Annotated in this window: 9 protein-coding genes and 1 pseudogene; 4 read left to right on the top strand and 6 right to left on the bottom strand. The window is 69.3% G+C overall.

All coding sequences use genetic code 11. The features are described from left to right. Window positions 1-100: 100 nt before the first annotated feature. Both ACFYOV_RS33510 and ACFYOV_RS33505 read left to right on the top strand, forming a co-directional pair. Window positions 101-448, top strand: a complete 348-nt coding sequence (locus ACFYOV_RS33510; protein ID WP_389094373.1) for a hypothetical protein — start codon at window positions 101-103, stop codon at window positions 446-448. After that, window positions 445-1602 carry a caspase domain-containing protein gene (locus tag ACFYOV_RS33505; RefSeq protein WP_389094371.1) on the top strand — a complete coding sequence of 386 codons (1158 nt, stop codon included), beginning with the start codon at window positions 445-447 and terminating at the stop codon, window positions 1600-1602. The genes ACFYOV_RS33510 and ACFYOV_RS33505 overlap by 4 nt, the downstream gene beginning before the upstream one ends. A gap of 1334 nt (window positions 1603-2936) precedes the next feature. Here the strand turns inward: ACFYOV_RS33505 and ACFYOV_RS33500 are convergent. The 6 genes and pseudogenes from ACFYOV_RS33500 to ACFYOV_RS33475 form a co-directional block, all read right to left on the bottom strand. Beyond that, window positions 2937-5996, bottom strand: a complete 3060-nt coding sequence (locus tag ACFYOV_RS33500; protein ID WP_389094369.1) for a Helicase associated domain protein — start codon at window positions 5994-5996, stop codon at window positions 2937-2939. Between the two features lie 11 nt (window positions 5997-6007). Further along, on the bottom strand, window positions 6008-6517 hold the full coding sequence (locus ACFYOV_RS33495; protein WP_389094377.1) for a hypothetical protein: 510 nt from the start codon (window positions 6515-6517) through the stop codon (window positions 6008-6010). Between the two features lie 44 nt (window positions 6518-6561). Next, window positions 6562-6837 (bottom strand): annotated as a pseudogene (locus ACFYOV_RS33490) (TniB family NTP-binding protein); the annotation flags it as partial. A 179-nt stretch (window positions 6838-7016) separates the two neighbouring features. Continuing rightward, a complete protein-coding gene (locus tag ACFYOV_RS33485; protein WP_389094367.1) occupies window positions 7017-9218 on the bottom strand; it encodes a Mu transposase C-terminal domain-containing protein in 2202 nt (733 codons plus the stop codon). Beyond that, window positions 9215-9853: a TnsA-like heteromeric transposase endonuclease subunit gene (locus ACFYOV_RS33480; RefSeq protein WP_389094375.1), complete on the bottom strand. Its 639-nt coding sequence runs from the start codon at window positions 9851-9853 to the stop codon at window positions 9215-9217. The genes ACFYOV_RS33485 and ACFYOV_RS33480 overlap by 4 nt, the downstream gene beginning before the upstream one ends. 276 nt (window positions 9854-10129) lie before the next feature. Continuing rightward, a complete protein-coding gene (locus tag ACFYOV_RS33475) occupies window positions 10130-12685 on the bottom strand; it encodes a Helicase associated domain protein (RefSeq protein ID WP_389094365.1) in 2556 nt (851 codons plus the stop codon). Between the two features lie 310 nt (window positions 12686-12995). Between ACFYOV_RS33475 and ACFYOV_RS33470 the strand changes: the two genes are divergently transcribed. Both ACFYOV_RS33470 and ACFYOV_RS33465 read left to right on the top strand, forming a co-directional pair. Next, entirely contained in the window at window positions 12996-13184 is a 189-nt protein-coding gene (locus ACFYOV_RS33470; protein WP_389094363.1) for a hypothetical protein, read from the top strand. A 673-nt stretch (window positions 13185-13857) separates the two neighbouring features. Beyond that, on the top strand, window positions 13858-14022 hold the full coding sequence (locus ACFYOV_RS33465; protein ID WP_389094362.1) for a hypothetical protein: 165 nt from the start codon (window positions 13858-13860) through the stop codon (window positions 14020-14022). The last annotated feature ends 791 nt before the right edge of the window (window positions 14023-14813 follow it).

Genomic DNA, 14813 nt, shown 5'->3' with positions numbered 1-14813 from the left:
AACCGACGACACCGTCCTGCCCACCGAACTCACCGCATAGCCTCAAAACGAGATCACCGAGTGGCCGTCGATACACCACTCCAGCGGACGTGACCTAGAGGTGCGGGTCGAGTCGTCTGTAGGAGAGTTGCGTTCGCTGCAGGGCTGGTTGCGTGCGGATCCTGAGGTGCGTCGGTCTGTGGCGGTCGGGGCGCGGGGCGGTGTGCCGGAGCCGGGGGAGATGGGCACGGCGCTTGATGTGCTGCAGTTGGTGACGGGTAACGGGTGGAGTGCGGCGTCGTTCGTGCTGGCGGTGGTGGCGTGGCGGCAGACGCGGCCGCAGCGGCCGCGGGTGGAGATCCGCCGTGGGGACACAGTCATTGTCCTCACGGACTGTTCCGATGAGGAGATCGAGCGGGCGACGCGGGCGCTTGACATCGCCGACGGCGGTGGGGACGGGGATCGGTGAGCGTGCTGCCCGACCCGGGGGCATCGCGGGCGGTTCTGGTGGGCACGAGCCGCTATCAGCACCTTGAGCAGTTGCCGGCCGTATCCAACAATGTGCAGGCCCTCGCCGGTCTCCTGAGCAGCCCGTTATCACTGCAACTGCCTGACCAGCATGTGACCGTCGTTGAGAATCCGGCCGTCGCGCACACCGTGGTGGGTGCGGTGAGACAGGCGGCTGCCGAAGCCACCGACACGCTGATCGTCTACTTCGCTGGGCATGGCTTGGTCGATTCGCAGGACGCGCTCAGTCTGGCCTTGACGGACACCGAGTACGGTCGTATCGAGACCGGCCTCCCCTATGACTGGCTGCGCCAGGTCCTCCTCCTGGACTCCCGGGCCGAGCGACACGTCGTGATTCTGGACTGCTGCTACAGCGGCCTGGCTCTGGGGAGGATGAGCGCCTCGCCCGGGCTCGCCGACCAGGCTGCCGTAGAGGGCAGTTTCCTCCTGGCTGCCGCCGCCGAGACCCGTACCGCCCTGGCGCCGGTCGGGAACACCTACACGGCCTTCACCGGCGCACTGCTCGACACACTGCGTCACGGCATACCCGGTGGTCCCACCCTGCTCGATCTCGGAGCCCTCTACCGGCACCTGCGCCTGACGCTGGAAGCCCGGGGATTTCCCGTTCCGCAGGCCAGGGACCGCAACAGCGGCGCCCAGGTGGCACTAGGACGCAACCAAGCGGATCTCCCCGCCCCACCGGTCACCACTTCGCCGGGTGCGGGGAGCGGCGAGCGTCCGTGGCCGGACCCGCGTTCGATCCGCACCGTCACGGGGTTCTTCACGGCCCTCGCGGACGTACGCGTGATCAGTGGACTGACCCACCGAGCAGTCAGCCAGCGCTCTGCCGGACGCATATCGGCCGGCACCGTCGGCCGTCTGCTCAACCGCAGCACGCTCCCCACCACCTGGGGCACAATGGCCGCCTACCTTTCGGCCTGCGGTCTCCCCGAAGACCAGATCACGCAGTGGCAGGCCGTCTGGCAGGAACTGCGTGCGGAGGCCACGTCAGCGGAAGCGGACGCGATGGGCCCCGCAGTCCCCCCTCGGCGTGGGCCCGATAGCGGAAGGGCGTGGCAGCGGACCTTCTCGGTCTTCCGCCGGGAACGGGGTTAGCGACCAGGTACGGCAGAGGCCGAGGAGCTTGACGGCTGGGGTGGGGGCGTCTTCCCCGAGTCGTCGGACTCGTCTCCGAACAGGGTGTTCCACCCGGCTATGGCCACCAGAGCGACCACCAGGACAAGACCCGTGGACGGCTTCTTCCACCCGCTGGAGGCCGACGACGGCTTCACATAATGCCCTGCTCGGTAGTACCCCTTGCGATTCTGCGCCACAGCTACACATCCCCCGCTCAGTGCGACTGCTTACCAGACAGAGTCTCCCAGTGATCGGACCGTGTCGGTTCCTGAACAGCTGAGCACGGCTGATTCTGCACTGCTGCAAGAACAGCTCGAGTCCCGCGCCTCGTTGTCGACCTCCTTGGGCCCTGAGGGCCGAGGCTGTCGGCATCTTGGCCAACTGCTGCATCGAAGGGAAGGGCCGAGAGCCTGTCCGTCTTCTTGTCTATGCGGATGCTGGTGACTGGCTGCCGCTGTCTGGGCTGGCGGGCGGTAGTGCTCCTGGTGGCGGGTCGGGTGGTGGCTGGGGGGTGGCGGCGGGGGCTGTGGCTTGCCGGTAGCTGATGATGGCTTGGATTCTTTTCTCGGGGTCTGTTATCTGGTCGAGTGTGGCTGCGAATTTCTCATCGACGAGTGTTCCTTTTCGTTGTCGTGAGTGTTCGAGGATCAGGCTGGTGAGGGGGACGGCGAGGTAGGCCGCGATGACGATGACTCCGACGGCCCACCAGGGTGCGCCACCCAGGGCGCCGGCGAGGACGGCGGGGAGTCCGGCCAGAAGGCTGGCGATGGGGCCGACGGAGGACGAGTTCATCGCGTGGATGCCCTTCCAGCACGTGACGGCTGGGCCGCCTCATGCCTGAACGAGCCGTGCGGGCACGGCTGGGACGGGGAGAGGCGGCACAGGTGTGCCGTGATGTGAGGGCATGCCAAGGGCCAGCGCCGCCGTAGGGCGGGCCGGTGTTGTTCTACGGCAGGCCTGGTAGCCCCTTGGGGCGTGGGTTCGCTGTTCCCGTGGGGTCGTTTAGAGGGGTTTTTCGGCGGGTCTTGCGGGGGAGGTTTTCTTCGGCTTTTTGGGCAGGGCGGGCTATATAGCGTTCGTAACAAAAAGAATGCTGATAAAGCCCTTAAGCCGGTTCATTAACCTTTTCCGCGCCGCCTTTCTCTTAATCCGGCCGGTGTGCTCTTCTGTAGGCACGCCGGACGTGCCACCAGTATCGGGCATCGCAGCGCCAGCTGGGGCCTGTTCGGCCAGATCAGTCCCGAAGTACTCGCCGATCGCTGCTGGTTGAGGGAGGCCGCCGCCCAGGGGCGGATGGTGCCGGCCAGAGGGATTCAGATGCTGATCAGGCCAGCTGTGGTGAGGAGGTGTTGTTGGTCGGTGTGGAGGAGGGGCCAGGCGCGCCGTTGTTTGGTCAGCCAGCGGCGGCTGGCAGTGGTGTGGGGCTGGGTGCGGGCGCGTTGGTAGGCGTGTTGCCAGGCCATGCCCCAGGGCGGGTTCCAGCAGGGGTCGATGGAGGTCAGGGCGTGGGCTGCGGGGGTGGGGCCTTTCGTTTTGGTGCGGTAGCGCTGTTTGTTCAGCCATTGGCCGAGTGGGAAGCCGTCCTGGGTGGTGTCGCGAGGGGCGGCGAGGTGGCCGTGGGTGTCGGCGAAGATCTGCGCGTGTTCGACTGCGGTGCGCCAGGGGTGCGCGCGGCGGGTGCGTGCGTGGGCGACCTCAGGTGTGATGCCGATCAGCGTCAGGAGGTGGCGCTGGCCGGGGTGGAGTTGGTGGTATTGCAGGCAGGCCCGGGTGACCCAGGTGCCGAGGGCGGTGCTGGGGGAGGGGGTCAGCGCGGCGGGGTCGAAGGGGCGGCCCGCTTGGACGTGGTCACGGGCGCGGTAGTAGTTGCGCTGCCAGTGCAGGTCCCACGGCGGATTCCACCACGAGTCGATCGCGGCGAGCTCGCTCAGGTGGGGTGAGGGCGGCAGACCGCGGCGTGCCCGGTCCTTGGCTCGGTTGCGCTGGCTGAACAGCCACCACCCCAGCGGATACCCGTCGTGCAGGGTGTCACGGGGTGCTGCGAGGTGGCCCTGTTCGGCTGCGTAGGCGCGGGCGTGCGCGAGGGCTCTTTCGAATCCGGGTACCAGGTCGGGGCGGTGTCCGAGGCGGCTGCGGGGTGCGGCGGGCGGCTTGGGGGCTGCGGAGGGCTTGGGGGAAGGCCGGGCTGCGGGCGCAGCGGCGGGGCTTGTCGGCGCCTTAGCTGCTGGCCGTGCCCGTTGTGTTCGCTGGGGTCTTGTTGATGGGGCACGGCAGGTTTTGCGGGCGGTGGGCTTGGCCTCCGGAGGCGTGATGGCTCTCTTGCGTGCCTTGGCTGCCGGCGCAGGGCTCTGGACTGTGCGGGCCGCCTCGGCGGTGACGCCGATCTCAGTGAGGAGGCGTTGCTGGTCGGGGTGGAGCTGCTCGTAGATGCGGCACTGGGTGCGTAGCCAGCGCGCGGTGGCGTCGTCGAGGCCGTTCTGCGGGTACAGAGGCCGGCCAGCTGCTGTGTCGCGGACGCGGTAGTAGCGGCGCTGCCACGTCAGGTGCCAGGGCGGGCACCACCAGGGGTCGATGGCGTTGAGGGCCTGAGCGCGGCCGGCGGGTAGGGGCCGGTTGCCGGTGCGCTGGTAGTTGCGCTGGTTGGCGAGCCATTGTCCCAAGCGGAAGCCTTCGTGGACGGTGGTGGAGGTCACCGATGCCAGCCCGCCGTGTTCGACGGCGTAAGAGCGGGCGTGGGCGAGGGCTTCCTCGGCACTGGCCTTGAGGTTGCGGCGCCGTGGCCGGGCGGCCGCCGCGGCGTGGGCGTCGATACCGATGTCGGCCAGCAGTCGCTGCTGTTCGGGGTGAAGCGCGGGGTAGCGGGTGCACTGCAGGTACAGCCACTCGCCGAGGTTGTAACTAGTGCTGGGGAAGCCACGGGATGGCGTGAGCGGCCCGTGGGTCTGGTGGTGGCTGCGGGCCTGGTGCCAGATGCGCTGCCACAGCGTGCTCCAGGGCGCATTCCACCACGGATACAGCGCTGTGAGGGCGGCGGCTTGGTGGGCGGGCATGCGGGTGTGGCGTGCGCGTGTGTTGGCGAGCCATTGGCCCAGCGGATAGCTGGCGGGGGTGTCTTCCTTGGGTACGGCGAGGTGCCCGTGCTCCTCGTAGTAGGTGCGGGCGTGGGCGAGTCCATGGGCGAAGGCGCGCTCGGCCTGCAGGCTGTGGCCGCGCAGCCGTTTGGCGGTCATAGGCGCGGGCGGGGTGCCATCGGCGGCCGGAGAGTGGGAGAGGAGGTCGCTCAGAGGGCGGGGCCGGTGCGCCGAGTGCACCGCCCACAGTGCCTTCCGCGCGGCAGAAGCCGAGGCCGTGTGGCCGCGTACGCAGGAGTGGGCCCAGGTGAACAGCGGCCCGTGAGTGACGGCGGCGAGGTGGTGGGCGAGCCACGGCCGCCCAAGATGGTCGGCGAGTTCGGCCAGCAGCCGGGGCAACTCGCCCAGCTTGTAGGGGAGATGGCCCCGCGATTCTGTGACGGTGCGCTGCTGCAGGGCGCGGCTGGCCAGCATGCGTGCGAGGGCGACGGTCTCGGGGTAGGTGATCAGGTCGCGGGCGGCCGTCCTCCACCAGCGGGGATTGGTGCCGGCGGGCCGGGTGGCCTCGAGGCGGGCCGGCCAGATGTCTTCGTCGGCCGTCCAGGGCTCGTGCCACCAGGCTCCGGTGATGGCGCGCGCGACGTCGAAGGCCTGCTCACCCTCCGGCGTACGTCGGAGCAGCCGGGCGTGCCGCCGATGGGCCTGGAGGACCTCGGGGCAGGAAGCAAGGGGCACCGGCAGCCCGCCGGTTGAGGGCAGGAACATCAGCCAATACCGATGGTGGCCACAGACGCGCTCCTGAGGTGCCAGGTATCGCCGGGCAGGCACGCGGCGTCCGGTGCGGGCGGCGCAGCAGGCGGGGCACGCAGGGCCCCACGGGGCGACGGCTTCCTCACCGCAGGTCAGCCGGCCGGCCGGACCGCCTGGGTAGTGCGCGTGTGGTTCTGCGCGTGTCCACGCCGGCAGAGCCCGTTCCAGTACCGCCGCTGGAACGCGGCTGAGGGCGCACACGCGCTCGCGTGCCTGGGCGTTGAGGTGGATCTCGCTGTCCGGGTAGAGCATCCCGGCGACATTTTGCCGGCCATCGGTCTCGGTGATAGCGGCGAGCAGATCGCGCAGGCCGAGGTGGTAGCGGGCGGCGAGCCGGTTCAGGAACGACAGCGTCAGCTCCCCGCGCAGCGGTGCCACGCGTCCGGCCGCCCCGCCGGCCAGGGCCGTGACCAGGACGCCGGACGCTGCCGTGCGTTCCCCGCCGCCGGCCCTGCTGCGGGCTCTCGCACGGGGCGGATGCTGGTGTGCCATCTGAGCGCGCTTCAGGACCGCCGAGGGCGGGCCAGCCTGGCCTGGGTTTCGGCGGCTGCGTCGAGCTCGACCTCGCTCAGCAGATGCTTGGTGATCCGCTCGGCGCCTTCGGTGATGGCGATTAGGGCGGCTTCCCGGATGAGGTGGGAGAGGCTGCCGATGCGCCCTGCGGTGCGGGCATGCAGGTAGGGGGCGTGTTTGACCAGGGTTCCGGGCCGGTGTGAGCGCAGTCTCAGCAGATTCTCCATGGCTTGGACGAGGTCGTCCCAGACCGCCCGGTCCTGCTCGGTGGCATACGCCAGCGGACGGTGGCGGAAGATTTTGAAGCGGCCGGCGATCTGCGCCCCGCGCACCCCGCTGAGCAGCGAGGAGGTCTCGATGTCGATGGCGGAGTACACGAAGGTGGCCGGGATGCGTTCGCCGAGGTACTTGAGCTGGTCGGAGGTTTCCGCGCCGGCGCGCCGCTGGGTGTCCAGGAGGTGGACGTCGTCGACGAGGACCGTTGGGTGCCCAGTTCGCACAGCAGGTCGCACACGGCGCCGGTGATCTGGGTCTGGTTGAGTCGGTCGGTGATGGGCATGCCGAGGAACCGGGCGAATTCGCTCACGAGCATCTTCGGGGTGGCGGCGGGCGGCACGCTGATGAACAGCACAGGTCTGCGTTCTGCCTGTCCTGGGTGTTGGCGGGTGTCGGCCAGCTGGAAGGAACGCCCGAGCGCCATCATCGTGGTGGTCTTACCCGTCGTTGCAGGGCCGGAGATGATCAACCCGCGGCGGGCGCCGGCCTGCTGGCGGCGGTTGACGAGCAGCAGGCGGCGTACGGCGGTGAACACGCTGTCCATGGCTGGGGTGCGCATGACGGCGAGTTCGGAGTGGTAGTCCTCGCGCCCCGCCTGGGACCAGGCGGGGTCGTCGGCGTTACGCGCGGGCGTCGGGGCTCGGTGGACGAAGGCGTCCCAGCCCTGCCATACGGTCGGAGGGGCCAGCGGGGCGAACCCGACGGCATCGGTGGAGATCGGGCTCACCATCGCAGGGATTCCTCGAAGGGGTCGTAGACCGTGACCCGGGGATGCCTTGGTGCAGGCACGCCGACTTCCTGCGCCGCGCCGTTTGGGGAAACGCTCACTGGTGTGTGTCCAGCTGGCCAGACACTCAGGGCGCCGTCCCCGGTCAAGGGCTTCTCGTCGTCCTCGCTGTCGCCGCCGAAGATGTCCTCCTCGGGCTCATCGGCTTCCGCCTCCGGCTGCTGGCCGTACAGGATTCCCCACACCGCACCACCGGTTGCGGCGGTGCGGGCGCGGGCGGCGACGACTTTCTCCCGGCGGGTGCCATGTCCGGCGGCGGCGCGTTCCAGCAGCTCGCGCAGGGCGAGCGCCAGGTCGTGTTCGTGCTGCGCGCGGTCTGCACGCCGGGCGACGGTGCGCTTGATGTGCTGCCAGGTGAAGTCGGTGAACGGGGCGCTGACCAGGGTGTGGTGGATCCACGGCACGGCCTCCCACCCACATCCGCGCGGCTGGTCAGGCTTCGGCAGGCGCACCCAGACCTGGCCGGGAGCGTGCGGGTTGTAGTGGATCTCCCACAGGCCGTCCGTCGCCGGCGAGCGCTCGCCGCGGTAGGGGTTGAGGACCTTGTGGTCGTAGGTGCGGTGGTCGATGCGGATGCCGTAGTCGTTGATCTTCTGCCGCTTCAGGGGCATCAGCTCGATGTAGTCCTCACGGCCCAGCGGCACCGGGACGTACCCGCACACGGCGACCAGCGCCGCCCACATCTCATTCGGCGACAGCGCACAGCGCGGCATCATCGGGTGCCGCAGCCCGTCGTGCTCACGCTCCTGCCACCCGCAGATGATCCACTCCTGCAGCAGGTCCTCCAGCTGGGCCAGCGTCCACACCGCCTCGCCTTCAGCGTCCTTGCCGCGCTCGCCGGTGTGCGAGGCCGTGTAGGCGGCCACGTGCTGCACGAAAAGTGTGTTGATCGAGGAGAAGGTGCGCTCCACGTGTCCTTTGGCGGGCCCGTTGCCCGGCGGTGCGGGCTGCACGGAAATGCCCAGCGACTCGCAGGCGGCGATGAACGAGGACGAGATGAACACATTGCCCTGGTCGACCACGATGGTCTGCGGGGTGATCACTGGCCGCGCCGCTGCGCCTTCCAGCCGGGCGTCCCTGCTCAGCAGCCGCTCGTAGGGGACCACTGAGTGTTCCATCGCCAGCGCTTCGGCCCAGCCGGGCCGCATCGGCGCCGGGACCATCATCTGCGCCAGCAACTGCACCGCGTCCACGCTACGGGTCCCTTTCGCACGCAGCACGGCCGCGCAGATGGTGCGGGTGGCCACATCCAGCGCGATGGTCAGCTCCGGACGCTCCACCACCCCGTCATTGAGCACCACGAAGGCGTCCAGCACAGTGCTGTCCATCATCACCAGCTCACCCGGCGCCATCACCGTCGTCGGCACGAACGGCGGAGCCGGCCTCGCTGAGCGCCACCGGCGCTGCCGCGCGCTGCCCAGCAGCCCGCTCCGGTCGGCGAGGGCATGCACGAGCCGGTTGAACGCCGCACTCGAGGGCAGTGGCACCACCCCCTCCCCGTACCGCTCGGCCAACAGGCGCTCGGTGTACATCCGCAGCCGCCCCAGCGTCCCGCTAGAGCGCTCCCGCCCGGCCTCCAACACCTCCCGCAGGGCGGCCACCACCCGCTCGTCCGCACGCCCCAGAACGGACCGCGGCCGGGTAGCACGGTGGTCCACCAACCCCCACACCCCCTCCCTGCGGTAACGGGCCCGCATCCGCCGCACCGTCACCACACTGGTCGGCATCCCCGCCGCCGACAGCTCAGCAGCCTTCGCCCCCTCCCGCTGCGCCAGCGTCCGCGCCCGCGGGTCGTACTCCGCCCGCGCAGGTCCTGCCGCACCGGACCCACCAGGCCGCCCCGTCTCCACCTCCCGCACATGCCGCTCCCACGCCAAGGCCCGTTCCCGTACCGCCTCGGGCAACGACTCCAACAAACCCAGCGGCGGCACGCTGGGCTCTCCCGGCGCATCCAGGACTTCGAACCCCTCATCGGCGAACAGCAGCGACAGCAAAACCGCCGCTACTGCACCCTCTTCGGCCACCAGCCGCACCTGACCGTCAGCAAGGCCCGCCACCGTCCAGGTACGCCCCTCGAACCGCACCTGGCACCCCAGCTCCACCACCGGCCTGCCCGGCACTCCGCTGCCTGCCCTCACTCTGCCGCCTGCGCCCACACCGGCATCCGCTCATGCATCGGCACCCCCAGGTCCGCCGCCAGCCGTCCTACCCACAGGGCATGGAACAGCGCGGGAAGCACGACCAGCGGATCCCCGACCCTGCGTACGCCCTCCCACAGCGGCGCGGGCTCGGCGAACGCCTCCTGCAGCGCGGCAGTCAGCAACCGACCACCGTGGTGCCGCGGGTGCCGGTACCCGGCCAGCCAGGTCACATTTCGCCGGTATATCGGGTCGACAGGCCCGAGCACCCAGTACTGCCAGCCCGCCGCCGTACAGATCTTTTCCACCACCGCAGCAAGAGACCGCTGACGCCGAGACAGCTCCCCTCTCGCTGTACAGTCGACGAGCACCCCCTGGCCACCGGCCAGCCGGAGCATCAGCTGAGGAGCATGCGCCCGCACCCCGCTCGGCACGCGCCACCGCAGTTCAAGCGGCCGGGCCGCCAAGCCGCTGACGCGCGAGTCGCGATCGAGGAGCATCACGTGCAGTCGCATCGCCGCGGATCCGTAGTGCACCAGCCGCCCAGTGGTTGACGACCACCACCATCCCGGCGCCAGCCGCTTACCCTTGCGGGCTGGGAACGGTTGCAGCGGTGGGCACCACTCAAAGGCCACCTCGGAAGCAGCCGCTGGCCACCTAGAACACTCCGTCGTTCTGCCGGCAGCCAGGAAAAGCACGTCCACGGACTCAACATCGGTCCGCTCGTCGTTCTCCGTGTCCCGCCCCGCACTATGCACACCAAGCTCAACGGCTTGTCGGCTCATCGGGTAATGGGCACAGCCCTTGTGGTGTGAGGAGGTCCTTCCACGCCCGACCTGCCGCCGCGCCGGCGGCGGTCTGCTCGCCCACGGATCGACTTGGAGGCGCTTCCAAAGCCAAACCGTCGGGACCTATGTCCAGCGCATGCCGATGGTGGAGAGCTGCTCGATCCGCTCCGGCGACAGCGTCGCGGCTCTAAATCTCTGGTTCCCGACCCATGCCCCGAGCTTGATCTCTCGTTCCTCCTGCTCCCCGCTGCTTTCGCCGTCGCGACTGCCGGCCCCGCTGGCGACGGCGATCCGTTCGATGTGCTGCCTCGGTACCCGAAGGTGCCCCTCGCGCTCGTAGAACTGTCTGGCGGCGGCATAGTTGAGCGCCCACTTGTCGGCCTGCGTGCGGCGCGGGCGTGGCTTCTCGTCCTCGGTCGCGGGTTGGATACCGAGGACGTGCTCGCACATCCACTGCTGCACGGTCGTCAGCTTGTCCCAGCCGAATCGCTGCGCCCGCACCCACCGGCCAAGATCCTCGCCCTGATGCACGACGACGCCCGGCTCCGATGGCAGCTCGCCGCCGGCCTGCAGGTGCTGCCGGACGAGGTGGAAGGCGCGCTGCCACTCCACCGGCCAGGCCGGGCACCATGACGGGTCGATGTCCTCCAGTTGCTCGCGCCGCTCGTGCGACAGTGCCCCGGCCGCCGACGGAACAGGCAGTCCCTCGGCGCGCCGCTGCTCGATCTCCTGCGCCTTGCGGGCGGCGGCCCTGGCGTTCTTCAGCCAGATGCCCACCCGGTATCCCTGGTAGGTGGCGTCCAGCGGGGCCAGGAGGTGGCCCGCTTCGGCTGCCCATCCGCGCGCCGCTGCGAGGCCTTCTTCCCAGGCGATGTCGTAGTGCGACCAGATCATGCCGAGCTTGTCCAGCTGCTCGACACGGTCGGCGTCCATCTCCCCGCGTGCGTAGACCCTTCGAGCGTCGGCGATCCATTGCCCAAGTGGGAAACCGGCGAGCGAGGCCGGCCACCCTTCGGCTTCGGCCTCCTGGTCGGCGCGGCCGGGCACGCGGTAGGTGAACGGCACCTTCAGGTCGCCGTGCAGCCGGTGGTAGAGGACGGCGGCCTCCACACCGCGACGCCAGTGGGCGTGTTCAGGGTTGAGGACGCGCAGGTTGATGAACGCGGCCAGCTGTGCCGGGTCGCGCGGGGCGGAGAACTTCAGCAGTTCCCTGGCCGGCACCGACAGCCGGTCGCTTCGGTCGCTCTCGGCTCCTTCGCCCTCCTGGTCTGCACTGCGGCTCTGTACGCCTCTGACACGGCTTGGTGCCTGGGGCTGCGCCAGAGCCTCCACGACCCTGGCGTCGTGTGCTCTGAGCGCTTCCAAAAGCTTTGCGAGCCCGCCGTAGGCCCGGGAGGTGAGCATGTTGTCGGCCGTCTCGCCGGGGCCGAGCAGGACCGGCACCACCAGCGAGGCGGTCTTGCCCTCACCGGGCTGGATCCGGAGCGCGCGGCCGACGGCTTGGACGAGGTCGGGCATGGAGCCGCGGACGTCGGCGAAGTACACGGAGTCGCATTCGCGGGTGTCGACCCCCTCGCCGAGCACGCGAACGGAGCTGAGGAACGTCTTCTCCACGACGGTGCCGTCAGCGGCGATCCCCCTGGAGAACTGGTCCAGGACGCGGCGCCGGTGGAGCGCCCCGTGGTCGCCACACAGCCAGTTCGCCCACACCGCGCGCGGGTACAGCCCAGGATCCGCGGCATGAAGCCGGCCTGCTACGCGGGGGAGACCGGCCGCGAACGCCTCGGCCTCGTTCACCTGGTGGTGGAAGACCAGAGTCCGCTGGAAGCCCTCCTCCGCCGAGGCCTTCACCAGCGCTGTCTGCAGAGCAGCGAGCCGCGCCCCCCGCACCTCGTCCGAGCGGCCCTCCACACCCAGCAGCTGCGCCGCCTGGAGCTGGGTATCCGTGATGTCCACGCACACCACCTGGTACGGCGCGCAGATCCCCCGGTCGATGGCTTCCGACAGGGTGAGGGTGTAGCACCGGGCCCCGAACGGACCATCCGGATCGTCCTCCATCGACGCCACCAGCTCACCCGGCACGCCCGGTGCAGCCCCGGAGTCGTCCTCGAGCTGCCACAGCCTCGGGGTGGCGGTCATGTAGAGCCGGCGCAGCGCGGGGATGCGGGTGTTGTCGTGGATGACCGCCCACGGCTTCCCGATCCGACCCGAACACCGGTGCGCCTCATCGACCACGATCAGGTCCCAGCCCGGAAGACCGGCCTGGTGGGCGCGCTCCAGCGTGCCGAGCCCGAGGGAGGCGTAGGTGGCGAACACGGTGACCTTGTCCAATGGCCGCACCCAGGCGACCAGCTCGTCCACGTCCGTGGTGTTAGGGAAGGCGGCCTCCGGCCCCCGAAGGGACGACACCCCGATCATCGGTCCCGTACGCCCGCCCTCACGCCATGCAGCCTCGGTCTGCATAAGCAGGTCCAGCGACGGCACCAGCACCAGCACCCGGCCCGCCCGCAGCTCCTGCGCGCTGCGTACGGCGACGAGGGTCTTGCCCGAGCCGGTGGCCATGACCACCTGGGTCCGCAGCCCCCGCTCGGGCACCGTAGATCTTGCAGACAATTCGAGCGCTCGAAGTACCGCGTCCACGGCTTCCCGCTGATGCGGACGCACTTCCTTCACCGCCACTTCGATGTCCCCTCTCCAGCCAGCCGGACAACAGTCCCCATAACCAGTAAGCGCCAACTCACCGCACACACATGGTTGTCGGGAAAGCCGCCACGGCACCCGCACCGCGACATCCGATCGACGCCTCCGATACAGACCCGCAGACCGCCCCCTCAAACCGACCACAGAACCCACAACGCAGGAGAGGACCAATTCCAGAGTCTATCCCACACAAAGAATGAAGCACACACGGGAGAATCAACACCGAAGTCTCGGGTACTCCGCATGCATCACCGTCCACCCGACCCCGAAACCCGACACAGGAGAATCAATGACGCACGAGCCCGAAACCGACGAAGGCAACCGGTTCTGCAAGGCGTGCGGCACGCCGGCCGAGGACGGGAAACTGTGCAGCCACTGCGGCGCCGCCCTGGACTTCCCCGACAGTGCAGGGCTGGTCGAGGACCAAGGCTCGGCAGTACGCCGCGATTTCGAAGGACGCACTCAGCAGCAGAAGTGAACGGCGACCGGAGGACGAACCCGACCCACCCGCTCCGTTGAACAGCGTGCATTGGGGTACACGGGCCGACATGGCATCCACAACTGATCGCGTCATGTCCTTGCGGGCCGTGCGGCAGCTGCGCCGGGTCCGCGCCTTCTACGCAGGTGGCGTCCTACTGTGGGCGGTATTGACCGCCTGGACCGCCTGGCAGTTGCCCGGCAGCCGACAGATGTGGGTGTCCGCTCTCCTCCTGACCGTCTTCAGCGGCCTCCTGCTCACAGCCTCCTTGTGGCTGCAGCGCCTCCAAACCGCAGACTCGCGACGTCCCGCGCACCACGCCGCATCACGAAAGACCACTGCACCACGCCACGCGCACGCCTGACCCACCGCTGGCAAGGCAACACCCCCGCCGGCCCGGGGCTCATCGTGTTTCCGTGCCCCACACCTGACTGCCAGCCAGTCCCTCCCCAGGCCGCCTCTGTGTATCCCTGAAGCCGGGCGGGGCCGCCCGTTTTCGGCCCTCTCCCAGGGCCCGGGAAGCAAGGGACGGGCAGCGGGTAGGCGGGTAGGTATGGATGGCACACGACTTCGACAGGATGATCGGAACTCACAGGAAACCCGCGCCCGAGGAACGATGTGGATTTGGCGGTGGGCCAGGTGGGCGGCCCTTGTTCTTACGGTCAGCTGGGCGGTGAACTGGGTCGTCAATCTCATCCAGGGCGAGCAGGGCTGGGACCTGTGGTGGCCTCTGGTCAGTACCGTCATCTGGACAGCGTTGACCGTGCACGGCTTCAGGACCTACCGCCGGATCAGGACAACGACCCTGCCGGCTATTACCGGCCGCCCGTCTGCCTGACCATCTCGGCCTACCCGCTTCCTGTCTCCCACTGTCTTTCGGCACCTGGACCACACCCCTTCCCGGGCAAGAAGCCCGTACAAGTGGACGGGAAGCGAGAACGGAGCCTCAATGCAGCGGCGTTCGAGTTCGCGTACCCCGCCTTCATGGACCATGCCGGGCGCACGATGGAGGGCCTGGCTCTACTGGCCGATGCTGTGTATAGCCCTCGGATTCCTGTCCTGGCGGATAGCCGAGGGCGCCAGCGGGGCGAGCATTGCCTTGTCCTCCTGCCATGTTCTGGTGTGGGTGTGTCTTCTGCTCGCCAACCGGTCCGCTCGGCGTAAACACCCACAGGCCTGACAGGAACAGCACCAGGAGCCTGTTCCACGGTCGCGTCTGGATGTCATGGGTCTTGGTGCTCATGCGTGACGGTCTTCGCGTGCCTCACCCTGCTTCTGCAAGGGGCGAGCGTGATGAGTATGTGCAAGACCGTGGCAGTGGTGATTCTCCGCCCTTTCGCTGCCCGGGCCGAAGGCCCGTTGACGGCCCCGCGCAGCGGGGCCGGCCCCTGCGCGCGCAGCGCCCCGGTGGCTGGAGCGCAGCGGAAGCCACCTTCACCTGGGGGCGCAGCCCCCAGGTGAGTCCCGTGAGCGCAGCGAACGGGACGTCACCCGCCTTGCGCAGCAAGGCGGGTAGGCGGAACGCTCTGCGTTCCGCCTTGCGCTCACGCGGAGCGTGAGCGCAACCCCGCGCGCAGCGCGGGGTTCGCTTGCCTCCGGGCGCAGCCCGGAGGGGACCCGCTCCGCGGG

Source organism: Streptomyces sp. NPDC005931 (assembly GCF_042871235.1).
Classification (GTDB): domain Bacteria; phylum Actinomycetota; class Actinomycetes; order Streptomycetales; family Streptomycetaceae; genus Streptomyces.
This window is presented reverse-complemented; position numbering and strand designations above follow the sequence as displayed.

Bases quoted from the DNA above. Each gene is read 5' to 3' on its own strand.
- ACFYOV_RS33500 (WP_389094369.1), bottom strand. From the start codon at position 5,996: ATGGCACACCAGCATCCGCCCCGTGCGAGAGCCCGCAGCAGGGCCGGC.
- ACFYOV_RS33470 (WP_389094363.1), top strand. From the start codon at position 12,996: ATGACGCACGAGCCCGAAACCGACGAAGGCAACCGGTTCTGCAAGGCG.